Below are 22,170 nucleotides of genomic sequence, written 5' to 3'. Positions count from 1 at the left end.
GGGCCTGTTACCCGACGCGAGCAGGCGCTATGCCGTGCCGCCTCCACCGGGGATGAAATCGCGGGCCTCGTCGGCCGGCGTCCAGGGAATGACATCGCCGTCGCACAGGCGCTCGACATCGTTCAGGCCGATGGACTGGGCCACATCGCGCGGCAGTGCATCGAACATCGCCGTGCCGTCGATGTCGAGTTCGTGCACGCGCGCGGTCCAGCAGGCCAGGAACAACACGCTGGACAGCGTCGGGTCGGGCGACTCCTGCGGCTCGCACTGGTGATGGATGGCGTCGACGACCTCGCCGGGGAACTGCCACTTGCGGGCGAAGGCGGCCCCCACCTCCGGGTAGGCGTAGCCCAGGTCGGCCAGCTGAGCGGCATACCTGCCGTCGTCGGTGTAGAACTCGGGCTGCACGCTGGGCCGGTCGGGCATCGCCATCTTCAGGATCAGGTCTCCCGTGCCATGCAGCAAGCCCGCCGTGAACGCCAGCACGGGGTCGAGCCGCAGGTCCTCGGCCAACGACTGCGCGATCTTGGCCACGTCCAGGCTGTGGCGCCAGAACTCCACCAGGTCAACACCCGGCACCCCTTTGAAGACGCCGCCCACGGCCGCAGCCTGCACCGTCTCCCGCGTAGCCTTCATGCCCAGGCGGGCTGTTGCGACTTCGATGGAGCCGATGCGATCGGTGCCGGTGCTGTAGCGCGCAGAGTTGACCAGGCGCAGGATGCGCAGCGTCAGACCGCCTTCGTGGGTCAACAAGTCGTTGACCCGCCGCAGATCGGGCTCTTCCTTCTGCAGTTCGACAAGGATCTGGTTGACGACCTCGGGCAACGAAGGGATCGTGGCATCGGTCGCGAGCAGGTCTTCGAGTTTCATGCGCACCTCGCAGCAGATGCGCAATGCTACCGGCCTGCGGCCTTGCGCGCTGAGGTCTCGTCAGCAGGCGCATGAATGAACGCACTCGGCCGGGTTCATAAAATCCGCCGCACGAGCCGGCGTGCAAGGCGCACGGCGGCCCGTCTTGCGGCCCCGCCGTCGATGGCGATGCTGCGCCTCCTGAAAGATCCGCGTTTGAATTCCCTCGATCAACTTCGAAGCGGCGCCCTGGTGGGCGCCCAGCGCCTCACGCTGCGCGCCGGCCTGCGCGAACTGCCGCCCGAGGTCTACACGCTGGCCGACACGCTGGAAGTGCTGGACCTGTCGGGCAATGCGCTGGAAGACCTGCCCAACGAACTGCCCCGGCTGCACCGGCTGCGCGTCATCTTCTGCTCCGACAACCGCTTCACCCGACTGCCCGAGGTGCTCGGGCGCTGCGCCGCGCTGGAGATGGTGGGCTTCAAGGCCAACCAGATCGTCGAGGTGCCCGCGGCGGCGCTGCCGCCACGACTGCGCTGGCTGATCCTCACCGACAACCGCATCGCCAGCCTGCCCGACGAGTTGGGCCGGCGGCCCCGGCTGCAGAAAGTGGCGCTGGCCGGCAACCGGCTGCGCGCCCTGCCCGCCACGATGGCCGCCTGCGAACGGCTGGAACTGCTGCGCATCTCGGCCAACCAGCTCGACGCCCTGCCCGACTGGCTGCTGGCACTGCCGCGCCTGACCTGGCTCGCCCATGGCGGCAACCCTTTCAGCGCCGGGCACGAGGCCCGGGCGCTGGCGCAGGCCCCGTTGCCGACGCAGGCCTGGCAACAACTCGAGGTGCAGGCGCTGCTGGGCGAAGGCGCGTCGGGGCATATCCACCGCGTCGGCTTGCCGGATGGGCGACAACTGGCCCTGAAGGTGTTCAAAGGCGAGGTCACCAGCGACGGCCTGCCCAGCACGGAGCTGGCCGCGTGCCTGCAGGCCGGCACGCACGCCGGGCTGATCCCAGCACTGGCCCGGCTCGCCGGGCACCCCGGTGGTGCCGACGGGCTGCTGATGCCGTTGATCGGGCCGGAGTTCCGCGTACTGGCGGGCCCGCCGAGCCTGGCCTCGTGCACGCGCGACGTCTACGCCTTGGCGCAGCCGCTGCCCATCAGCGCGGCGCTGGGCATTGCGAGCTCCATGGCTGCCGCGCTGGCGCACCTGCACGCGCGTGGGCTCACGCACGGCGACCTGTATGCCCACAACATCCTCCACGACGGCCAGGGGCAGGCTCGGCTGGGCGACTTCGGCGCCGCGTCGTTCCTGGCTGCCGTACCCGCGGCGCAGGCGGCGCGGCTGCGAGCACTGGACGTGCGCGCGCTGGGCTGCCTGCTGGAAGAGCTGGCAGAGCTGGCAGGCGCAGCCAGCCCACGCACCGCACCAGGCCATGCGCTGGCGACGCTGGCGCAACGCTGCCTGCAGCCCGACGCCCGCCAGCGCCCGACGGCCGACGAGCTGGCTCTCGCCTTGGCCGCGATACCGCCCGTCTGAGCCACGGGCAGCTGCGACAGGCTCGCGGCCACCGACCCAGGCAATACCCTGACTGACGAACGGCACCCTGCAGTCGTGTCACTAGACTGCGCCGCTTCCGTCGCACTCGCGCGCCACTGCAGCCCCGTCGATGCCCAAGTTCAAGCCTTTTCCCCGCCTGCTGGTTGTCGCCGGCCTGCTGTTGCCTGGCGCGCTCTGGGCGGCCAAGCCCGACCCCGAGCTGCTCAACGCCATCCGCGACCAGGGCTTCAACCATTCCCAGGTCATGCAGACGCTGCAACACCTGACCGACCGCATCGGCCCACGCCTGACGAATTCGCCGCAGATGCGCGAGGCCAACCGCTGGACGCTCGCGCAGCTGAAGGGCTGGGGGCTGAGCCATGCGCACCTGGAGGCCTATGAGTTCGGGCGCGGCTGGACCTACGACAAGGCCAGCATCGACTTGCTGTCCCCGCGCAAGACCTCGCTGATGGCCATCCCGCTGGCGTGGACGCCGGCCACGCCCGGGCCGGTGGAGGCCGATGTCATCTACCTGGATGCCATGACCACCGCCGAACTGCAGAACTACCGCGGCCGCCTCAAGGACAAGGTGGTGATGCTCGACGAGCCCACCGACAGCGAAGAGCCGCACCGCGAGATCTCCAAGCGCTACTCGGCGGCCGAGCTGGCCGAGATGAAGAACTTCGACCTGAAGGCACCGGCCAGTGACGCCCCGCCACCGCAGGACGCCATCGCGCAGCGCCGCAGGGCCAACGCCTTCAACGAGGCACGCATGGCCTTTCTGAAAGAGGAGAAGGTGCGCGGCGCGTTGTTCCGCAGCTCATGGGACGGTGGCCTGATCCGCGTCATGGGCCAGAACCACCGCGTGGGCAAGACCTTCCCCGTGCCGGCGCTGATGCTGGGTGTCGAGCACTACAACCTGCTCGCACGCATGCTGGAGCGCGGCGAAACGCCGCACATCGCGTTCAACGTGGACGCCAGGTTCCACGACGACGACGTCAACGCCCACAACACCATCGCCGAGATTCCCGGCACCGGCGACAAGCCGGAAATCGTCATGCTGGGCGCCCATCTCGACTCCTGGCACGGCGCCACCGGCGGTGTCGACAACGCGGCGGGCGTGGCCATCACGATGGAGGCCATCCGCATCCTGAAGACCATCGGCCTGCAGCCCCGGCGCACCATCCGCATCGGCCTGTGGACCGGCGAGGAGCAGGGCCTGCTGGGCTCGGCTGCCTACGTGGAGCAACACTTCGCCAGCCGCCCCAAACCGAGCGACCCGCAGGAGCGCGCCCAGCCACGCTGGATGTGGAGCAGCCCGGGCTGGCCCATCACGCGGCTACCGGAGCACGAGCTGCTGTCCGTCTATTTCAACGTGGACAACGGCAGCGGCAAGCTGCGCGGCATCGCGACGCAGGGCAACACCGCCGCCCGCGCCAGCTTCGCCGACTGGTTCGGGCAGGTGAGCGACCTCAGCGAAGGCGTCATCAGCAACAACGCCAAGTCGTCCACCGACCATGTGTCGTTCGACCTGGTGGGCCTGCCCGGCTTCCAGTTCATCCAGGACCCGCTGGACTACAACACGCGGCTGCACCACACACATGTGGACTCCTACGACCACGCCGTACCGGAAGACATGAAGCAGGCCGCCGTGGTGCTGGCCACGCTGGTCTACAACGCGGCCATCGCGGACGCGCGGCTGCCCCGCAAGCCCATGCCCGCCGAACCGAGCGCCGATGAAAAGGCGCAGGCCAAGCAGAAGGCGGACAAGCGTCAACGCACCAAGGAGCGCAAGGCGCTGAGCGAACTGACAACGGGCGGCTGAAGCCGGCGCGAACCACGCAACGCTCTGCCGTGCCGGCCCTGCCGCGCGCAGCTTGCGGGCCGCCACACCCGCACGCCATGCTAGGGTGCGCCCCATGACCGATGCCGGCGCCCTCTCACCATCAGCCCCGCCGAACGCGGCTTCCGCCGGCCCGGCCGATGCCGAGCCTCGCCTGGAACGCAGCGGTGCCCGCGAATGGCGGGTCAGCGGCGACTGGACGCTGCTCGCGCTGCGCGGCCGTTATGAGGCGTTCCGCCAACGCATCGCCGGCGCGATGGCCGAAGCGCCAGACACGCTGTGGGACCTGCGCGGCGTGAGCCGGCTGGACACGGCTGGCGCACTCACGTTGTGGCAGGGCTGGGGCCAGAAGCCGCCCGCGCGGCTGCTCTGGCAGCCGGAGCACGTGACGCTGTTCGCCCAGTTCATGCACACGGGCGCGCCGCCCAGGCCCAAGCCGGGCCTGCGGCCAGGGCTGGCGCGTGCCAGCCTCAGCCTGCTGGCCTTCGCCCGTCACGGCGTCGACGTGGTGGCACTGCTGGGCCGCTTGCTGCTGGATGTCGGCCATGTGCTCCGACGCCCGTCGCTGATCGGCTGGCGCGAGATTTCCGCGAATGTGTTTCGCACCGGGGCGCAGGCGCTGCCCATCACCGCGCTGGTCGGGTTTCTCGTCGGGCTGACGCTGTCCTACCTGATCTCCAAGCAACTCAAGACCTACGGCGCCGACATCTTCGTCGTCAACATCCTGGGCCTGGCGGTGCTGCGCGAACTCGGGCCGCTGCTCGGGGCCATCATCGTGGCCGGCCGCTCCGGCTCGGCGATGACGGCGCAGATCGGCGTCATGCGGGTCACGCAGGAGCTCGACGCGCTCTCGGTCATGGGCATCTCGCACACCGTGAGGCTGGTGCTGCCCAAGGTGGTGGCGCTGGCCATCTCGCTGCCACTCGTGGCGCTGTGGACGAGCGCGCTGATGCTGCTGGGCGGCATGGCCGCCGCCGGCGCACAGCTGAAGCTGGACCCGACGCAATTCCTGCACCTGCTGCCCAGCGTCGTCGAGCCGGTGAACCTCTGGCTGGGCTGGACCAAGTCGGTGCTGTTCGGCGGCCTCATCGCGCTGCTTGCCTGCCACTTCGGCCTGCGCGTGAAGCCCAATACCGAGAGCCTGGGCCAGAGCGTCACGCAATCCGTCGTCACCGCGATCACGCTGGTCATCGTCGTCGACGCCGTCTTCGCCGTCCTGTTCTCCAACGTCGGCATATGAACGCCAGCCTGCCCGCCACACCCCTGCCACCGGTCATCGAGGTGGACAACGTGACCACGGCCTTTGGTGGCCACGTCATCCACCGCAACCTCAGCCTCGTCGTGCATCGCGACGAGGTGGTCGCGCTGATCGGCGGCTCCGGCTCGGGCAAGACGACGCTGCTGCGGCTGCTGCTCGGCCTGGAGGTGCCGCAGGCCGGCAGCGTGAAGATCTTCGGCCACCCGCTCGGGCGCTGCTCGGCCTGCGACCTGGAGCACGTGCGCTACCGCTGGGGCGTGCTGTTCCAGAACGGCGCGCTCTTCTCGGCGCTGAGCGTGTTCGACAACATCGCGCTGCCGCTGCGCGAACTGCAGAGCGTGCCGCCCGACATGGTGGGCCCGCTCGTCATGCTCAAGCTCGCGCAGGTGGGGCTGAAGCCCGATGACGCGTTCAAGCGGCCGGCCGAGTTGTCGGGTGGCATGGTCAAGCGGGTGTCGCTGGCGCGCGCGCTCATCCTCGATCCGCAACTGCTGTTCCTCGACGAGCCCACCGCCGGCCTGGACCCTGACAGCGCCAAGCAGTTTGTCAGGCTGCTGCGCAAGCTGCGCCAGGAGCTCGGGCTGACGGTCGTCATGGTCACGCACGACGTGGACACGCTGTTTGCCGTGGTCGACCGCGTCGCCGTGCTGGCCGACCAGCGCATCATCGCCTGCGGCCCGTTGGCCGAGGTCGCCCGCCTGCCCCACCCCTTCGTGCGCAACTTCTTCCTCGGCCATGCCGAGCACTGCGCCGAAGACGACGTACGGCGGTTCCGCCTGAGCCTGGACGACACCAGCGAGGAAGGCGGCGTACCCGCCATGCTGCGCGAGGACGCGCTGTGAGCCGCTCGACCAGGCCGGTAGCCCCGTACGCGTTCGGCCCGCCATAACCGAGGCAGACTCCACCCATGGAAAACAAAGCCCACGCCCTTGCCGCTGGCCTGTTCTTGCTGCTGCTGGGCATCGCCCTGGCCGCCTGCGTGTTCTGGTTCCAGGGCGACCACACCGCGCGCACCCACTACACCGTCGTCGCGCGCAGCGGCGTTCCCGGCCTGAACCTGAAGGCGCCGGTCAAGCTGCGCGGCGTCGAGGTGGGTTGGGTCGACAGCATCGGTTTCGACCCCGACGACCCGCGCCAGATCCTCGTCGGCATCACGGTGGACGCCACCGCACCCGTGTCCGCCACGACACACGCCCAGCTCGGGCTGCAGGGCGTCACCGGCCTGTCGTTCGTCAGCCTGGAGGAAGCTGACGCCCAGGCCGCACTGACCCGGGCGCCGGCCGGCGCCCGCATTGCGCTGAAGCCGACCTTGCTGGACCGCCTGGCCGAGAGCGGCCCGCTGCTGCTGGCCGGCTTCGCCGAAACCGCCGGCCGGCTGAATGCGCTGCTGAGCGACGACAACCGCGCCCAGCTGCAACGCACGCTGGCAAAGCTCGAACAAACTGCCACCGACACCAGCCGCCTGATGGCCGCGCTGCAGCCCAGCGCGCAGCAACTACCGACGGTGCTCAAGGACGCCGACACCACGGCGCAACGCGCCAGCGCGGCGCTGCGCGAGATCGAGACCCTCGCCGTCGATGGCCGCGCGCTGGCGGCGGACCTGCGCGCCCGCACCGGCGTGCTGGATCGCATGGACGCCGCGGCCCAGCAGGTGCAGACGACGAGCCGCCATCTGGAGCTCGCGCTGGTGGGCGACACGCCGCAGCGCACGCGCCCGCTGGTGTCCGACCTGTCGGCCGCCAGCCGCAGCATCGAGCGCGCCGCGCACGACCTGGGCGAACAGCCGCAGAGCCTGCTCTTCGGCCGCGGCGCCCGGCCCCCCGGCCCGGGGGAGCGCGGCTTCGAGGAACGCCTGAAGGCAGCAGCGCCATGAAGCCCCTGACCACCCTCCTCGCAGCGTTGAGCCTGAGTGCCTGCTCGCTGACGCCCAAGGTGCCGGCCCCTGCGGTCTACGACCTCGGCCCCGCAGTGGCCGCCACTGGCGACGGTGGCGCGCTGGCCTGGCGCATCGCCGATGTCACCGCGCCCCCCTGGCTGGCCGACGAAGGCATTGCCTATCGCCTGGCCTACCAGCAGGCCCAGCGCCAGGAGCACTACCGCGACAGCCTGTGGGCCGCCCCGCCGGCGGCTTTGCTGACGCAGCGACTGCGCGAACAGTTGGCCACCGTCACGGCGTGCCCGGGCGTGCCGGCCGGCCTGCTGGCCGTCAACCTCGACGAATTCGAGCAGGTCTTCGCCCAGCCGGGCAGCAGCCTGGCCGTGCTGCGCGTGCATGCCACGCGGTGGCCCGCCGGTGGCGCGCCGGCGCTGCAAAGGCATTGGCGCGTGGAACGTCCGGCGGCGCCCGACGCCGCTGGCGCCGTGCGCGCGCTGTCATCGGCCGTCGACGACTGGCTGCCGCAACTGCGCAGCTGGCTGGCCACCGACTGCGCCGCCCGCTGAGCCGGGCCGCGCGCCCTCTAGCCCCCGGCCCGCCGCCCCTCCGCGCGGCAAGAGGCCATCAGCCTCTCAAGGCGTCTGTGCCACGACCGGCAGGCCCGCGCGCTGCACGCGCTCATCAACATGGGCGTCCAGTTGCCGCGCGGTGGCCAGATCGTGCCGGGCGGCATCCGCACGGCCCAAGCGCTGCTCGGCCAGCGCACGGCCATAGTGGGCCAACGCGATGGGCTTGAGCTTGAGCGCGGCATCGAAAGCGTCCACCGCGCTGCGCGCGTCGTCCAGCCGCAGGTAGGCCCAGCCCAGGCTGTCGCGGTAGTGGCCCTCGCCGCCATCCTTGTCGACGGCAGCCTTGCAGTCCTCCAGCGCCAGCCTGGCCTCGCGATTGAGCCGGGTGCGCAGCCAGCAACGCTCGTTGAACACCGCCGCGAGATGAGCATCCGTGCGGTGGGCCGGCATCCACAGCTCCCACTGGCGCAGCGCCTCGGGCAACAGGCTCAGCCGGGCATACAGCCCTCCGACGCGCTCGCGCAGCTGATCGCTTGGCGGCAGGCTCCGGTCAAGCGCCGCCAGGTCAGCCAGCGCACCATCCCGCTCGCCGGCCGACACCTGCAACGCGGCCCGCGCGGCCCGGGCTTCATGCAGGTCGGGCTGGAGGTTCAAGGCCCGGTCGAGGTCCTGACGCGCCTGGGCCGTATCGCGCAACGCCAGTTGCACCCGCGCACGCGCCAGCAGGTTGGCGCTCGACTGGGGCGCCAGTTCGCAGGCCCGGTTCAAGTCCGCCAGCGCCTTGGCGAACTCACCACGCGCCGCCGCGGCCTCGGCGCGTCGCGCCAGCGCCTCGGCGTCGTCGGCCGGCAAGGCGGCTGGTGCCGCGCTGCCCACGCCATCGCTGCTCGCTTGAGCCTGCCCGTTGCGGCCCGCAAAGACGGGCGTGCCGTTCCAGGTGGCATACACCTTCTTCTGCAGCCGCGACACGTAGATGTGGTGAGACAGGAAGTAGTCCAGCCCCAGCAACAGGTCGTTGCGGCTGTAATCGACCTCGTTGATCTTCACGACCTGGTCGACGATCTTCTCGCCGCCGAGCTCGAACGACGCCATCGGCCCCTGCCAGGCGCGCACCCAGCCCTCGCCGATGCCGCCAGTGCGGCCGGCTTCCTGCAACTCGCTTTCCTGGATGCCGGCCCGCCGCGCAGCAGCCAGCCGAAGCGACGTGACCGGCGCGCCGGTGTCCATCAATGCGTGCATCGACACGCCGTTGATGCGCACGGCGACCCGCACCTCGTTGCCGTATTCGCGGACGTTGCTGTCCAGCGGCGTCACGATGACCGGCGCGTCGCCAGCCCAGTCGGCCAGGTTGGTGGCCTTGCAATCGCCCTTGGGGAACACCAGCCGCACGATGCCGTGGGCCAGGTCGTACTCGGTGTCGGCGATGGACAGGAAATTGCGCCCCAGCACGCCCTGGATGCCAGACCCCAGTTCATTGCCGCCGACAAGGAAGTCCACGTCCGCGATCTCGCTGCCTTGCAGGCTGACCTTGTCGACGCGCGTCATGCGCAGGTCCTGGACCTTGCCGGTATAGCCCCTCACCACCACCCTGCCGGGTGCAGGCTGCAGGCGCAGGCCCAACTGCGTCGCCGTCGACAGCGGCAGCACGCTGAAGTACGCGCCGCTGTCCAGCAGCATGGGCACCTCGGTGCCATTGAGCGTCAACGTGGCCACCGGCCGGTGATTGACGATGCGGACCGGGATCTCCATCTGGCTCAAATGGCAGTCCGCCCGAACGGCTGTCGCGCCCATGCCCAACACCGCGCAGGCGGCCACCCAGCGCCAGCGGCGCATCTGACTTGCATTCATGACTGTCTTTTCCCTGAAGCCGCCCATGACGGCGTGCGAACTCTAGTCAAAACCGGCCCGCTAACACCACCGCCGCCGGTAGTTGCCTCCTACCGCCTGGGTAAACCACAGGCACGGAAGTGGACCGAGTAAGCTATCTTTATTGAACCACTGTTTCATTTTCCAATCGTGACTCTCTCCCCCACGGCCGTCACGCGGCCGGTGTCCATCGCCGCCCTGGGCGAATGCATGCTCGAACTGCAGGGCCAAGCCTTCGGCAACCTGCGTCAGACTTTCGGCGGCGACACGCTGAACACGGCCGTCTACCTCGCCCGCTGCGGCGGCGACGCACTGCGCGTGCACTACGCCACCGCGCTGGGTGACGACTCATTGAGCGCCGGCATGCTGGAGCGCTGGCAGGCCGAAGGCGTGCTGACCGGCCTCGTGCAGCGCCTGCCGGGCCGTGTGCCGGGGCTCTACCTCATCGAGCTGGACGAAGGCGGCGAGCGGCGCTTTCACTACTGGCGCGGCCAGGCGGCAGCGCGGGCCTATTTCGAGACGGCCGACACGGCGCTGGAAACACAGGCCGACGCACTGGACGCGCTCTATCTGTCGGGCATCAGCCTGGCCATCCTGCCGCCGGCCGGGCGTGAACGCGCCCTGGCGCTGATGACGCGCATGCGCGCGGCAGGCAAGGTCGTCGCATTCGACAACAACTACCGCCCGCGGCTGTGGGACTCGGTGGGCGATGCGCGCTACTGGTATGGCCGCGCGTTCGCTGCCGCCTCCATCGCGCTGATCACGGCCGACGACCATCAGGCGCTGCACGGCCTGCCCGACCTGGCCAGTGCCGTCAGCGCCGCGCAGGCCCTGCCTGTGCCCGAAATCGCCATCAAGCGCGGCGCACTGCCGGCCATCGTTGGCGGCGACGGCCATTGGCAGGAAGTGGCGACCGAAGCCGTGCCCCGCGTCGTCGACACGACCGCCGCCGGCGACTCCTTTGCCGCCGGCTACCTGAGCCGTCGCCTGCAGGGCCTGGGCCAGGCCGAGGCGGCCGCCTTCGGCAACCAGTTGGCCGCCCGGGTCATCCAGCACCCCGGCGCCCTGATCCCGCGCGACGTGATGCGGGATCTCATGAAGAGCTGACGCCCATGAAGCTGTTCTGGACCCTGGCGCTCGCCGCCACCGCCGGCCTGTGCCACGCCCAAGACGCTCCGCCGCTGCACGCCGCCACCTACGTGCACGCCGGCTGGGCGCAGACCAACGGCGGCCAGGGCGGCCGGATCATCCGCGTGACCACGCTGGCCGCCGAGGGCCCGGGCAGCCTGACGGCGGCGCTGGAGGCCCGCGGGCCGCGCATCATCGTGTTCGAGGTGGGCGGCGTCATCGACCTCGGCGGCAAGAGCGTCAAGCTGCGTGAAGGCCAGGTCACCATCGCCGGGCAGACGGCGCCGGACCCCGGCATCACGCTGATCAAGGGCGAGCTGGAAGTGTTCGCCAAGGACGTCATCGTCCAGCACATCAGCATCCGCCCCGGCGCCTACGGAAGACCGAAGCGCAGCGGCAACGACCACGACGGCTTCTCCACCGGCGACGGCGCCGAGCGCATCATCGTCGACCACTGCAGCTTCTCCTGGGCGACCGACGAAAACCTCTCCGTCGGTGGCCACCGCTTCGAAGGCGCCACGCCCGACGACTGGCGCGCGCACACCTCGCACGCCATCACCTACAGCCACAACCTCATCTACGAGGGGCTGAACGAGGCCGTGCACCTCAAGGGCGAACACAGCAAGGGCACGCTGATCCACGACAACGCCACACAGATCCTGCTGCTGGGCAACGTCTACGCGTCCAACCGCGAGCGCAACGCGCTGTTCAAGGGTGGCGTGTGGGGCGCGATGGTCAACAACCTGATCTACAACCCCGGCTGGCGCGCGGTGCACTACAACCTGATCGCCCACGAGTGGATCGGCCGCGCTTACCAGACCGGCAAGATCACGCTGGCCGGCAACGTCTACCGGGCCGGCCCCAACACCGAGCGCAACCTGCCGCTGTTCACGCTGGGCGGTGTGGGCGATGTGCAGTTGTTCGAGCAGGACAACCTCGCGCAGGACCGCCAGGGCCAGCCGCTGCCGATGACGGGCCGCTACACGTCCGGCCCGGCGCAGATCATCGCGGCGCGCGAACCTTACTTGCCCGCCGGCCTGAAGTGGCTGGCGCCACGCGAGCTGGAGCAACGGCTGCCGCTGATCGTCGGCTCGCGGCCCTGGGCGCGGGACCCGCTGGACTTCAAGCAGCTCAGCGACATCGCCGAGGACCGCGGCACGCTCATCGACGACGAGACCCAGAACAACCCCGCCGGCCTGCCGTTGCGCAAGCCCACGCAGCGCGCCTTCGTCGAGGCCGACTGGAACCTGGCGGACATGAGCCCGAAGGCCGGCTGGGAATCGCTGTTCACACGGGTCTCGAAGTGACACTACACCGGCGCGCGCTGCTGGGCCTGCTGGCCCTGCCGGAGACGCTGCCCGCCTGGGCCGCCCCCGCCATCGACTGCGCGGCCGAGCCCGGCCAGCCCTATCTGCCGCCGTGCAAGCCGTGGCCCAAGGGCATCGAGGGCCAGCGCCGTGCCGACCGGGGCGACGGCACCTTCCTGAACCCCGTGCTGGCCGGCGACCGCCCGGACCCGTCGGTGCTGAAGGACGTTGACGACTACTACCTGACGCACTCCAGCTTCGAGGCCGTGCCGGGGCTGCTGATCTGGCACTCGCGCGACCTCGTCAACTGGCAGCCCGTCGCGAACGCGCTGCACCAAGCGGTGGGCAGCGTCTGGGCGCCGGACCTGTGCAAGCACGGCGGGCGCTACTACCTCTACCTGCCAGTCAAGGCGCAGCCCAACGACATCCTCGTCACCTGGGCCGACCGCATCGAGGGGCCGTGGTCTCCACCGCAGCCGCTGGGCTTGCCCAAGCACATCGACCCGACGCATGTCGCCAACGAGAACGGTCAGCGCTGGCTGTTCCTCAGCGGCGGCGACCGCGTGCGCCTCAGCGACGACGGGCTGAAGACGGTCGGCGCCATCGAGCACATCTACGACCCCTGGCGCTACCCCGACGACTGGGACGTGGAGAGCTTCTCCCCCGAAGGCCCGAAGATCATCCGCCACGGCGGCTGGTGGCACATGCTGCTGGCCGTGGGCGGCACGGCCGGGCCGCCGACCGGCCACATGGTCATCGCCGCGCGCAGCAGGTCGCTCGACGGCCCCTGGGAGCAGGCGCCGCACAACCCGCTGATGCGCACGAAGTCGCCGCGCGAGCGCTGGTGGTCGCGCGGCCACGGCAGCCTCGTCCAAGGCCCCAAAGGCGACTGGTGGATGCTGTACCACGGCTACGAGAACAGCTTCCACACGCTGGGCCGGCAGATGCTGCTGGCGCCCGCGCGCTTCAGCGCCGACGGCTGGTTCCATGTCGACGTGGACGACGGCCAGCCCTTGCCCAAGCCCGCCGGTGGCGAGGCCCTGCCGCACGGCATGCCGCTGTCCGCCGACTTCGCCGGCAACCGGCTGCAAGCCCACTGGCAATTCCTCAGCGGCAGCGGCCAGGCGCCGCGCGCTCGTGTGGCCGACGGCAAGCTGCACCTGCGCGCCACGCCCGGCAAGGGCCCGGGCGACAGCGCACCGCTGGGCTTCATCCAGGGCGACCCGGCCTTCGAGCTCGAAGTCGATCTGGACTTCGACGAAGGCGTGCAGGCCGGCGTCGTCATGTTCTACAGCGCAAAGCTCTACGCCGGCATGGGCGCCAACGCGAAGAGCTTGCAGTTGCATCGTTACGGACAAGACATCCGCGCCGTGCCCAAGCCTGTCGGCATGGCCGCATCGGCCCGCCAGATGCAGCTCAAGCTGCGCTGCGTGCGCCATGTGCTGACGCTGTTCAGCCGCGCCGACGCCACGCTGCCGTGGGCCAAGTTCCCGGTGCAGATGGACGTCAGCGGCTACCACCACAACAGCGCAGGTGGCTTCGCCAGCCTGCGGCCGGCGATCTATGCCGCCGGCAACGGGGAAGCGCGGTTCGCCAACTTGCGCTATCGAGCCCTGGATTAACACGAGCAAGGAGACAACGTGATGAAGAAGACCCTCACCCTACTGGCCGCCGCGTTGCTCAGCACCGGCGCCTTCGCGCTGGAACTGAAGTCCGCCGACGTGCACAACAGCGACGACTACCCCACCGTCGCCGCCGTCAAATACCTGGGCCTGCAGTTGGCCAAGAGCAGCAGCGGCACGCTGACGGTGAAGGTCTTCAACAAGGGCGCGCTGGGCACCGAAAAAGAAACCGTCGACCAGGTCAAGCTCGGCGCGCTGGCGATGACACGCGTCAACCTGGCGCCACTGGCCGCGATGTGCCCCAAGACGCTGGTGCCGTCCCTGCCCTTCCTGTTCCGCGACACGGCACACATGCGCAAGGCGTACGACGGCGCGCCCGGCGAGGAGATCCTGAAGGCTTGCGAACATCAGGGGATGGTGGGCCTGGCGCTGTACGACTCCGGCTCACGCTCCATCTACGCGCGCAAGCCGGTGCGCACGCTGGCCGACACCAAGGGCTTGAAGATCCGCGTGCAGCAGAGCGACCTGTCAGTGGCCGCGATGACGGCGCTGGGCGCCAACCCGTCGCCCATGCCGCCGGGCGAGGTCTACACCGGCTTGAAGACCGGCCTCATCGATGCTGCCGAAAACAACATCCCCAGCTACGAGGGCTTCCGCCACTTCGAGGCTGCCAAGTTCTACAGCCGCACCGAACACGCGATGACGCCCGACGCGCTGTTCATCAGCAAGAAGGTCTGGGACAAGCTCAAGCCCGAACAACAGGCCCAGCTGCGCGCGGCCGCCAAGGCCTCCGTCGCCGTGCAGCGCCAGCTGTGGGACGCACAAGAGGCCAAGGCACTGGCCGCCGTGAAGGCCGCCGGCAGCGAGATCGTCACGGTCGACCGCGAGCCCTTCCGTCAGGCCATGCAGCCGGTGATGGCGAAGTTCGTCAACACGCCGGAGCTGCAAGCACTCGTCAAGTCGATTCAAGACATCAAATGAGCGCCTATACGACGTTCTGCGCGGCGCTATCGCGCTGGTCGCTGCGCGCGGCCGTGCTCGGGCTGGTGGTGCTGATCGCCTGCGTGCAATGGCAGGTCATCGGCCGCTATCTGTTCAACGACTCGCCGACCTGGACCGAGCCCGTCGCACTGATGCTGGTGCTCTACATCACCGCACTGGCCGTGGCGGTGGGCGTGCGCGACGCGGGCCACCTGGGCATGGAGTCCCTCGTGGCACTGCTGCCCCAGGCCGCGCAACGCGTGGCCGAAGCACTCATCCATGCCTGCGTGCTGGCCTTCGCCGTGCTGATGGCCATGGCCGGCTGGGAATGGCTGACGCTGAAATGGGACGAGCCCAAGCCCATGCTGGGCGTGTCCGAAGGGCTGGACTATCTGCCGCTGGTCATCGCCGGCGTGCTCATCGTGTTGTTCTGCATCGAACACCTGATCGCGCTGCTGCGCGGCCAGGACGTCGAAGAAGCCGGGGTCTGACGTGGAAGGTGGATTCGAACTCTGGGTCATGTGCGGCAGCTTCGTGCTGCTGCTGCTCTTGGGCGTGCCGGTGGCCTTCGCCATCGGGCTGGCCTCGGTCGCCACCGCGATCGCCGCCGATCTGCCGATGGCCATCGTCTTCCAGAAGATGGTGGGCGGCATGCAGATCTTCTCCTTCCTCGCGATCCCTTTCTTCATCTTCGCGGGCGAGCTGATGCTGCACGGCGGCATCGCCGAGCGCATCGTCAACTTCGCCAACCGGCTGGTGGGCCATGTGCGCGGCGGCTTGGGCATGAGCAACGTGCTGGGCTGCACGCTGTTCGGCGGCGTCGCCGGCTCGCCGCTGGCCGACGTGTCGGCCATGGGCTCGGTCATGATTCCGCTGATGAAGCGCGAAGGCTACGACGCCGACTACGCGGTCAACGTGACGACGCACGCAGCCCTGGTGGGCGCGTTGATGCCCACCTCGCACAACCTGATCATCTATGTGCTGGCCACCGCCGGCATCGCGGCGGTCAGCGTGTTCAACCTCATCCTGGCCTGCGTGCTGCCCGCCGTGCTGCTGACGGTGGCCAACCTCGTCGCCGCCTACGCCGTCGCACGCAAGCGCGGCTACCCGACGCATGGCACCTTCCCCGGCTGGCCGGCGGTGTTCTCGGCCTTCCTGGCGGCGCTGCCGGGGCTGCTGGTCATCGTCATCATCCTGGGCGGCATCCTGAGCGGCGTCTTCACGGCCACCGAGTCGGCGGCCACGGCCGTCTGTTGGGCGCTGCTCGTCACGGCGGCGGTCTACCGCACACTGTCGTGGCGCGGCTTCCTGGCCGCCTGCGCCAAGGCCTGCAAGACCACCGGTGTCGTGCTGCTGCTGATCGGCATCTCGTCGGCCTTCGGCTACTTCATGGCGCTGTACGAGGTGCCGCAGAAGACCGGCGAATGGCTGGAGCAGATGAGCGGCAACAACGCATGGGCCATCTTCCTGTGGGTCAACCTGCTGCTGTTCGTGCTGGGCACCTTCCTGGACATGGCCGCCACCATCCTGATCTGCACGCCCATCTTCCTGCCCATCTGCATGAAGGCCGGCATGGACCCGACGCAGTTCGGCGTCGTCATGCTGCTGAACTGCGCGCTGGGCCTGAACACGCCGCCGGTGGGCAGCACGCAGTTCGTCGGCTGCGCGATCGGTGGCGTGTCGGTGGGTCAGGTCATGCGCTCCATCGCCCCGTTCTACGGCGCGCTGCTCGTCACGCTGCTGGCGGCGACCTACCTGCCGTCGCTGTCGCTCGCACTGCCCAAGCTGGTCGCCGGCTGATGACCTCGCGCCGGCACCTGCTCGCCGGCCTCACGGCCTGGCCGCTGCTGGCCGGCGCCGACGGTCTGGACGCCACGCTCGCCGGCCTGCAGCAACGCTGGCGCCCTCGCCTCGCGTGGCGGCCCGACGCCGCCTGGCGCGCCGAGGCGCTCGCCACCGCCCGCCAGCTGATGCTGCTGCCCGGTGACGACGGCAGCGCCTTCGCCACCGAGGTGCTGGCCGAGCAAGACCGCGGCAACCACACCGCCCAGCAACTCGCGCTGCGCGGCGCTTTAGGCGACCGCGTGCCCGCCCTCTTCCTGCGCCCCAACGGCCCCGGCCCATACCCGGCCGTGCTGCTGCTGCACGACCACGGCGCGCGCTTCGACATCGGCAAGGAAAAGCTGATCCGCCCGCTGGCGGCCAACGCGTCCGCCGACGCCTGGACGCAGCGCTACTTCGAGGGGCAGTTCGTCGGCGACACGCTGGTGAACGCCGGCTTCGCCGTGCTGGCCATCGACGCGCTCGGCTGGGGCGAACGCAGCCGCCCCGGCTTCGCCAAGGACGACCAGCAGGCGCTGGCCAATCACCTGCTGCAGCTGGGCCACAGCTGGGCCGGCATCATCGCCAGCGACGACCTGCGCTCGCACCGCTGGCTGCGCGAGCAGCCCGGGATCGACGCCAGGCGTGTCGCCGTGCTCGGCTTCTCGATGGGGGCTTTTCGCGCCTGGCAACTGGCTGCCGTCTGCGATGACGTCCCGGCCTGCGTCGCCGCACACTGGATGTGTACGCGCGAAGGCCTGCTGCGCGCTGGCGAGCACACGCTGCAAGGCCAGTCCGCCTTCAGCATGGCGCACCTGGGCCTGGCGGCGGCGCTGGACCACCCCGACATCGCCGCGCTGATCGCGCCGCGCCCGCTGCTGCTGTTCGGCTCACCGGACGACAAGCTGTTTCCGTGGGATGCCACCCAAGCAGCCTGGCGGCGGTTGGGGCGCGCATGGCTCGGGCGGGACGGCCTGCTGACCACGCAGGCCACGCCGAGCGGCCATCGGTTTGACGCCGCGCAGCAAGCCACTGCGACCGCCTGGCTGACGCTTCAGCTGAATTGACCCGCAGCCATCGGCCGCCGCTGATGCGGCGTGCGAACCCCGGCCGCCACACCGCCATCGCCTGCCAGCCCCGGCGGCGCAACCCGACATGGCCTGAATGTCCCTGCACGCCAGCAAGGTTGAGGATGAACCGCCCCAAAAGCCCGGCTTTTGGGGGGCGCCGGACGTAGCCGCCATGCAGCCCCCGCGGCCACACTGCGGCTCATCGTCTGCAGGGTCACGCCATGAACGAACTGCTTGCCGCGTTTCGCCACACGGCCAACAACCACAGCCAGATCGAAGGCAGCCGCCTCTGCGGCTGCTGCAACTGCGTGCAGATCTTCAAGCCTGACGACATCGTCGGCTGGACAGGTCTGACGATCGACAACATGCTGGACCCCAGCGCCATCAGCCAGCAGACGGCCATGTGCCCACGCTGCGGCTCCGAGGCCGTGCTGGGCGACCGCTGCGGCTTTCCGATCAACGCCAACTTCCTGGCGCGCATGAACGAGGCCTGGTTCCAGCGCACGATGGTGCGAAGGCCTGCCACCAAGCGTTGACCCGGTGCCAGAATCGGCGGCCTCGACGCCAGCGGCCGCCATGCCCCTTCCCACCTTCCTTTCCCGTCCGCGCAACGAGGGCAGCGCGATGCCCCAACATCGGCCGGACGCAGCTGCATGAGCTTTGGCTACAAGACCGCATGGTTCGCCGTGCGCACCGAAGACGGCGAGGCCGTCGCGAGCGCGCTGGGGCTCGTCGCTCTCGCGCCTGCCACTGCCGTTGACGCTATTCATGCCGGCTATCACACTGCCGGCAAGGTGTTCATCACGTCAGCCATCGATGGCTGGACGTTGGCGATGAGCAGAAGCTTCTTCGACCTCGTCGACGATCGGCCGCCACAGTTTCTGGACATGCTGCGACGCGTGTCATCGGAACTTGGCGCCGAGGCGCAGTTCTTCCTGACCTACCGCGTTGTTGACGCCCACGCATGGGCTCGCGCGTGCAGAGGCAAGATCGAGCGGGCGTACGGCCACTTGCAGGGAGACGACATCCTGAATCTCGGAGCCATGACAGCCGAAGAAACCGTGCTTGGCCACCGATTCTTCGATCCCGCCTGCGCCGAAGCGCAACACGATGCTTACTGGCAGCGCGATGACCTCCGCTTTCCCGACGAAGGAGACGTTATGGAGGTCGCCGCCCGCTGGAGCATCGATCCGTCGGTGCGTGAAGACATGTCCAACGGCTGGCTTGCCGACCGCTCCAAGGCGCCTGCCGCCGCACCCGCCAGCCCGCCACCACCTCACGGCAAGCCCTGGTGGAAGCTGTGGTGAGCCGCACCACCGACCTGGTGGCCGTCTTCACGACGGTCTCTACACGCCAGCAGGCCGACCTGCTGGCACGGGCGACCGTTGAGCAACGGCTCGCGGCATGCGTGCAGATCGAGGCCATCCACAGCACCTACCGCTGGCAAGGCGAGATCGTCAACGAGCCGGAGGTAAGGCTGATGCTCAAGACAACGCAGGCGAACTACGCGGCGCTGGAGGTGCTGCTGCGCCAACGGCACCCGTACGAGGTGCCGGCGATTTTTGCGCTGCCGATCGCGGAGGCATCAGCCCCTTATGCGGGCTGGGTGACGGCGGTTCTTGCGCAGAATGCCGGCCACTCATAACCAGCCAGCCTCAGGGAGATCGACTTGCGGACCAACTACGTGCTGATCGACTACGAGAACGTCCAGCCAGAGCTTGTTCGCGGCCTCGATGCCGAGCACTTCAAAGTGCTGCTCTTTGTCGGCGCCAGCCAAGCCAAGCTCTCTTTCGACATCGTCTCCGCGATGCAGGAACTGGGGCCTCGCGCTCGGTACATCAAGATCACGGGAAACGGGCCCAATGCATTGGACTTCCACATCGCCTTCTACATTGGCCGCCTTGCGGCTCAGGATGCGTCGGCCTACTTCCACGTCATCTCGAAGGACACCGGCTTCGACCCCCTCATCCAGCATCTGAAGGCCGAGAAAATTCCGGTCGTTCGCTCCAAATCCATCGAAGACATTCCGCTGCTGAAAGCGTCGAACTGCAAGTCTCTGCCCGAGAAGGTTGACGTCGTCGTGGCGAATCTGAGGCAACGCGGTGCTTCCAAGCCGAGAACGATCAAAACCCTGACCAGCACCGTCAGCTCCCTGTTCCAGAAGCAACTGCCCGAGGATGAACTGACGTCGTTGCTCGACACACTTCAGGCCAACGGACTCGTGGCCCTCAACGGCACCAAGATCTCGTACAGCCTGCCAGACGCCGCAGCGTAGGTCTCTGCCTTACGGCACCAGCGTCTTCGCCCCCGCCAGCTCAGGCTTGATCTTGACCAACCCGTCCAGCACCTGCTCCGAGAACAGCGCTGCGCCCTTGGGGCCCAGGTGGGTGCGGTCGAAGCGAGGCGGCGCCTCGGCCAGCGTGTCGGCAGCAGGCTGGCCCATGGCGGCCACGGCGGCGTGGCTGATGGCGTTCAGGTCCAGCACCGGCACGCCTTGCTCTTCGCCGACCTTGAGGATGGCCTCGGCCCAGGGGCGCAGGTCGTTGGGCAGAACGCCTTCCTTGAAGGTGCGGCGCGTCAGCGGCGTCAGCAGCACGACGTCGCCGCCGGCGGCTTTCACGTCCTTCACATAGCCCGTCATGTTGGGGCCGAACTCGGTGGCCAGGTCGGTCGAGCGGCCGGGCTTGCCGGGCTGGTCGTTGTGGCCGAACTGGATCAGCACCAGCGTCTTCTGGCGCGCCGTGCCCTGGGTCTTGCCTTCGTTGAGCAGGGCCAGCACGGTGTCCCACAGACCTTCGGCACGGAAGCTCATGCTGGAGCGGCCGCCGCGCGCGAGGTTGATGCAGGCGACCTGCTGCAGTCGGGCGCACAGCGCGTTGCCGTAGCCGCTGCGCGGCGCCATCGTCGAGTCGCCGACGAGGATGACGCGCGGGCCGGTGGCCACGTTGGCGGTGGTTTCACCGGCCTTGGGCGCGGAGGCGGCAGGCGCCGAGGTCGTCTGGGCCGCCGCAGTGAGGCTGAGGTTGGCGGCGAGGAGGGTCAGGAGTCGCTTCATGGGGTACTTCAGTTGGAAGGCTTGGGCAACGCCGGCCAGCCGGCTTTGGGGCTCATGTCGTCGAGGTTCCATTCGGCCTCAACAAAGGCACGGCGCGTGGGCTTGTGGCGCGGGTAGCCGAGCGCGTTCTCGACTTCGGAGTCGATCAGCTTGCCACGGCCCTGCGCCATGTCGGCCAGCACTTTCGCGTCCAGCGGGTCGCGCGCCCACGGGCGGGCGCCGACGAGTGGCGGCAGCGCCGTCGCCAATGATGCGGCTGGCAACAGCGCCGGCAGGTCGGCCGGCAGCGTGGGCTGCGGCACGGCGATGAGCTTGGCCGTCGTCTGCGCGTTGCTGCCCAGCAGGCCCACCGGCTGGCCCTGCACGTCGTGCGCGATGTTGTCGGCCACGTACAGCTCCAGGTCGCCCTGGCCCAGCAGCATGAAGAACGGCGTGTCGGCCACCGTGCTCGGGCCGTGGCGCAGCGCGTTGCCCACCAGCGTGAGCCGGCCGGTCTGCCAGGGCTGGCCGGCCCACTCCTTGGCCAGCAGGTTGTAGTGAACGGCGCGGTCTCCGGGGTTGAAGATGAGGTTGTTGACCATCGCGCCCTGCGCGCCGCCCTTGAACAGCGCGTTGCGCTGGCGGTTGGACGCGTAGACGTTGCCGTAGAGCAGCACCTGGCTGGTGTTGTCGTGGATCAGCGAGCCCTTGCTGTGCTCGCCCTTCTCGTGCACCGAGTTTCCGAGGCCCTCGTAGATGAGGTTGTGGCTGTAGGTGATGCGGTGCGACGTGGCCTGGCGCCACGCTTCGGGCGTGTTGCCCTCGAAGCGCGGGCCGCTGGCCGAGAGGTTCTCGTCGGTGGCCCAGGAGAAGCTGCAGTGGTCGACGATGACGTCGTGCGCGCCACCGATGCCGGAGATGCCGTCCTGGTCGCCGCCGCCCTTCTTGGGCCGCCCGAACTCGCCGGGGCGAAAGCTCAGGTGCTGGATGACGACATCGTGCGTGGCGATGGTCGTCTCGGCCTTGATGACGTGGATGCCGGGGTCGGGGGCGGTCTGGCCGGCGATCGTCAGGAAGGGCTGCTGGATCTTCAGCGGCTGGCCCGCCATGTCGATGACGCCGCCGACTTCGAACACGACGATGCGCGGGCCGCTCGCGGCGATGGCCTCGGCCAGGCTGCCGGGGCCGGAGGCCGCCAGCGTCGTGACCTTGATGAGGCGACCTCCGCGGCCGCCCTGGGTCTGGGTCCAGCCGGTGTGCTGGATGCCCGCGTGGGGGACCGCTACGGCCGCTTCAGCGGCGGCGCAGTTCAAGGCGGTGGTCAAGGCCAGCGCCGTCAGAAAGAAGGTTTTGGTCAGCATGGGACTGGAAGGAAATGGCGCGCAAAGACCGGGGCCTTCGCGCGCATCA

21 protein-coding genes are annotated in these 22,170 nt (G+C 69.2%); 17 read left to right on the top strand and 4 right to left on the bottom strand.

All coding sequences use genetic code 11. The features are described 5' to 3' along the window. Positions 1–27: 27 nt before the first annotated feature. On the bottom strand, positions 28–870 hold the full coding sequence (locus ACG00X_RS02275) for an HDOD domain-containing protein (RefSeq protein ID WP_394486301.1): 843 nt from the start codon (positions 868–870) through the stop codon (positions 28–30). A 195-nt stretch (positions 871–1,065) separates the two neighbouring features. Between ACG00X_RS02275 and ACG00X_RS02270 the strand changes: the two genes are divergently transcribed. The 6 genes from ACG00X_RS02270 to ACG00X_RS02245 all read left to right on the top strand — a co-directional run bounded on the left by ACG00X_RS02270 (position 1,066) and on the right by ACG00X_RS02245 (position 7,928). Then, positions 1,066–2,385, top strand: coding sequence for a leucine-rich repeat-containing protein kinase family protein (locus ACG00X_RS02270; RefSeq protein WP_394486300.1), 1,320 nt, complete (start codon positions 1,066–1,068; stop codon positions 2,383–2,385). Between the two features lie 130 nt (positions 2,386–2,515). Beyond that, positions 2,516–4,210, top strand: coding sequence for a M20/M25/M40 family metallo-hydrolase (locus ACG00X_RS02265; protein WP_394486299.1), 1,695 nt, complete (start codon positions 2,516–2,518; stop codon positions 4,208–4,210). A gap of 94 nt (positions 4,211–4,304) precedes the next feature. Continuing rightward, a complete protein-coding gene (locus tag ACG00X_RS02260) occupies positions 4,305–5,468 on the top strand; it encodes an ABC transporter permease (protein ID WP_394486298.1) in 1,164 nt (387 codons plus the stop codon). Then, on the top strand, positions 5,465–6,328 hold the full coding sequence (locus tag ACG00X_RS02255) for an ABC transporter ATP-binding protein (RefSeq protein ID WP_394486297.1): 864 nt from the start codon (positions 5,465–5,467) through the stop codon (positions 6,326–6,328). Before ACG00X_RS02260 ends, ACG00X_RS02255 begins: the two co-directional genes overlap by 4 nt. A gap of 65 nt (positions 6,329–6,393) precedes the next feature. Continuing rightward, complete coding sequence (locus ACG00X_RS02250) at positions 6,394–7,359, top strand: MlaD family protein (protein WP_394486296.1); 966 nt, start codon at positions 6,394–6,396, stop codon at positions 7,357–7,359. Beyond that, on the top strand, positions 7,356–7,928 hold the full coding sequence (locus ACG00X_RS02245; RefSeq protein WP_394486295.1) for an ABC-type transport auxiliary lipoprotein family protein: 573 nt from the start codon (positions 7,356–7,358) through the stop codon (positions 7,926–7,928). Before ACG00X_RS02250 ends, ACG00X_RS02245 begins: the two co-directional genes overlap by 4 nt. A gap of 66 nt (positions 7,929–7,994) precedes the next feature. On the opposite strand, the gene ACG00X_RS02240 is transcribed toward ACG00X_RS02245, so the two are convergent. After that, a complete protein-coding gene (locus tag ACG00X_RS02240; protein WP_394486294.1) occupies positions 7,995–9,779 on the bottom strand; it encodes an aspartyl protease family protein in 1,785 nt (594 codons plus the stop codon). Between the two features lie 168 nt (positions 9,780–9,947). On the opposite strand from ACG00X_RS02240, the gene ACG00X_RS02235 reads away from it, so the two are divergent. From ACG00X_RS02235 to ACG00X_RS02185, 11 genes are all read left to right on the top strand, one after another. Beyond that, complete coding sequence (locus ACG00X_RS02235) at positions 9,948–10,904, top strand: sugar kinase (RefSeq protein WP_394486293.1); 957 nt, start codon at positions 9,948–9,950, stop codon at positions 10,902–10,904. A 5-nt stretch (positions 10,905–10,909) separates the two neighbouring features. Further along, the gene (locus ACG00X_RS02230) at positions 10,910–12,232 is read left to right on the top strand and encodes a pectate lyase family protein (RefSeq protein WP_394486292.1); all 1,323 of its coding nucleotides are present in this window, start codon (positions 10,910–10,912) and stop codon (positions 12,230–12,232) included. After that, positions 12,229–13,854, top strand: a complete 1,626-nt coding sequence (locus tag ACG00X_RS02225) for a family 43 glycosylhydrolase (RefSeq protein WP_394486291.1) — start codon at positions 12,229–12,231, stop codon at positions 13,852–13,854. The genes ACG00X_RS02230 and ACG00X_RS02225 overlap by 4 nt, the downstream gene beginning before the upstream one ends. Positions 13,855–13,875: 21 nt before the next feature. After that, positions 13,876–14,835: a TRAP transporter substrate-binding protein gene (locus ACG00X_RS02220; RefSeq protein ID WP_394486290.1), complete on the top strand. Its 960-nt coding sequence runs from the start codon at positions 13,876–13,878 to the stop codon at positions 14,833–14,835. Then, complete coding sequence (locus tag ACG00X_RS02215) at positions 14,832–15,326, top strand: TRAP transporter small permease (RefSeq protein ID WP_394486289.1); 495 nt, start codon at positions 14,832–14,834, stop codon at positions 15,324–15,326. The genes ACG00X_RS02220 and ACG00X_RS02215 overlap by 4 nt, the downstream gene beginning before the upstream one ends. 28 nt (positions 15,327–15,354) lie before the next feature. Then, positions 15,355–16,635 carry a TRAP transporter large permease gene (locus ACG00X_RS02210; RefSeq protein WP_394486359.1) on the top strand — a complete coding sequence of 427 codons (1,281 nt, stop codon included), beginning with the start codon at positions 15,355–15,357 and terminating at the stop codon, positions 16,633–16,635. Beyond that, on the top strand, positions 16,635–17,723 hold the full coding sequence (locus ACG00X_RS02205) for an alpha/beta hydrolase family protein (RefSeq protein ID WP_394486288.1): 1,089 nt from the start codon (positions 16,635–16,637) through the stop codon (positions 17,721–17,723). Before ACG00X_RS02210 ends, ACG00X_RS02205 begins: the two co-directional genes overlap by 1 nt. 224 nt (positions 17,724–17,947) lie before the next feature. Beyond that, a complete protein-coding gene (locus ACG00X_RS02200) occupies positions 17,948–18,262 on the top strand; it encodes a hypothetical protein (RefSeq protein WP_394486287.1) in 315 nt (104 codons plus the stop codon). Between the two features lie 117 nt (positions 18,263–18,379). Then, positions 18,380–19,033 (top strand): hypothetical protein, encoded by a 654-nt coding sequence (locus ACG00X_RS02195; protein WP_394486286.1) that lies wholly within the window; start codon positions 18,380–18,382, stop codon positions 19,031–19,033. After that, positions 19,030–19,371, top strand: a complete 342-nt coding sequence (gene cutA, locus ACG00X_RS02190) for a divalent-cation tolerance protein CutA (protein ID WP_394486285.1) — start codon at positions 19,030–19,032, stop codon at positions 19,369–19,371. The genes ACG00X_RS02195 and cutA overlap by 4 nt, the downstream gene beginning before the upstream one ends. 24 nt (positions 19,372–19,395) lie before the next feature. After that, a complete protein-coding gene (locus ACG00X_RS02185; RefSeq protein WP_394486284.1) occupies positions 19,396–20,001 on the top strand; it encodes a PIN domain-containing protein in 606 nt (201 codons plus the stop codon). A 9-nt stretch (positions 20,002–20,010) separates the two neighbouring features. Here ACG00X_RS02185 and ACG00X_RS02180 read toward each other — a convergent pair whose 3' ends face one another. Next, positions 20,011–20,781: a rhamnogalacturonan acetylesterase gene (locus ACG00X_RS02180; RefSeq protein ID WP_394486283.1), complete on the bottom strand. Its 771-nt coding sequence runs from the start codon at positions 20,779–20,781 to the stop codon at positions 20,011–20,013. A gap of 8 nt (positions 20,782–20,789) precedes the next feature. Then, positions 20,790–22,121, bottom strand: a complete 1,332-nt coding sequence (locus ACG00X_RS02175) for a pectate lyase family protein (RefSeq protein WP_394486282.1) — start codon at positions 22,119–22,121, stop codon at positions 20,790–20,792. Positions 22,122–22,170: the final 49 nt, after the last annotated feature.

It is taken from the genome of Pelomonas nitida, from assembly GCF_043555975.1.
Classification (GTDB): Bacteria; Pseudomonadota; Gammaproteobacteria; order Burkholderiales; family Burkholderiaceae_C; genus Pelomonas; species Pelomonas nitida.
Note: the sequence above shows the minus strand (reverse complement) of the source record. Positions and strands in the feature narration are given on the sequence as shown.

Excerpts from the sequence above, each read along its gene's own strand:
- ACG00X_RS02215 (WP_394486289.1), top strand. The coding sequence starts at position 14,832 with ATGAGCGCCTATACGACGTTCTGCGCGGCGCTATCGCGCTGGTCGCTG.
- ACG00X_RS02265 (WP_394486299.1), top strand. The coding sequence starts at position 2,516 with ATGCCCAAGTTCAAGCCTTTTCCCCGCCTGCTGGTTGTCGCCGGCCTG.
- ACG00X_RS02220 (WP_394486290.1), top strand. The coding sequence starts at position 13,876 with ATGAAGAAGACCCTCACCCTACTGGCCGCCGCGTTGCTCAGCACCGGC.
- ACG00X_RS02250 (WP_394486296.1), top strand. The coding sequence starts at position 6,394 with ATGGAAAACAAAGCCCACGCCCTTGCCGCTGGCCTGTTCTTGCTGCTG.
- ACG00X_RS02210 (WP_394486359.1), top strand. The coding sequence starts at position 15,355 with ATGTGCGGCAGCTTCGTGCTGCTGCTGCTCTTGGGCGTGCCGGTGGCC.
- ACG00X_RS02180 (WP_394486283.1), bottom strand. The coding sequence starts at position 20,781 with ATGAAGCGACTCCTGACCCTCCTCGCCGCCAACCTCAGCCTCACTGCG.
- ACG00X_RS02260 (WP_394486298.1), top strand. The coding sequence starts at position 4,305 with ATGACCGATGCCGGCGCCCTCTCACCATCAGCCCCGCCGAACGCGGCT.
- ACG00X_RS02200 (WP_394486287.1), top strand. The coding sequence starts at position 17,948 with ATGAACGAACTGCTTGCCGCGTTTCGCCACACGGCCAACAACCACAGC.
- ACG00X_RS02175 (WP_394486282.1), bottom strand. The coding sequence starts at position 22,121 with ATGCTGACCAAAACCTTCTTTCTGACGGCGCTGGCCTTGACCACCGCC.
- ACG00X_RS02195 (WP_394486286.1), top strand. The coding sequence starts at position 18,380 with ATGAGCTTTGGCTACAAGACCGCATGGTTCGCCGTGCGCACCGAAGAC.
- ACG00X_RS02275 (WP_394486301.1), bottom strand. The coding sequence starts at position 870 with ATGAAACTCGAAGACCTGCTCGCGACCGATGCCACGATCCCTTCGTTG.
- ACG00X_RS02240 (WP_394486294.1), bottom strand. The coding sequence starts at position 9,779 with ATGAATGCAAGTCAGATGCGCCGCTGGCGCTGGGTGGCCGCCTGCGCG.
- ACG00X_RS02205 (WP_394486288.1), top strand. The coding sequence starts at position 16,635 with ATGACCTCGCGCCGGCACCTGCTCGCCGGCCTCACGGCCTGGCCGCTG.
- ACG00X_RS02245 (WP_394486295.1), top strand. The coding sequence starts at position 7,356 with ATGAAGCCCCTGACCACCCTCCTCGCAGCGTTGAGCCTGAGTGCCTGC.
- ACG00X_RS02255 (WP_394486297.1), top strand. The coding sequence starts at position 5,465 with ATGAACGCCAGCCTGCCCGCCACACCCCTGCCACCGGTCATCGAGGTG.
- ACG00X_RS02230 (WP_394486292.1), top strand. The coding sequence starts at position 10,910 with ATGAAGCTGTTCTGGACCCTGGCGCTCGCCGCCACCGCCGGCCTGTGC.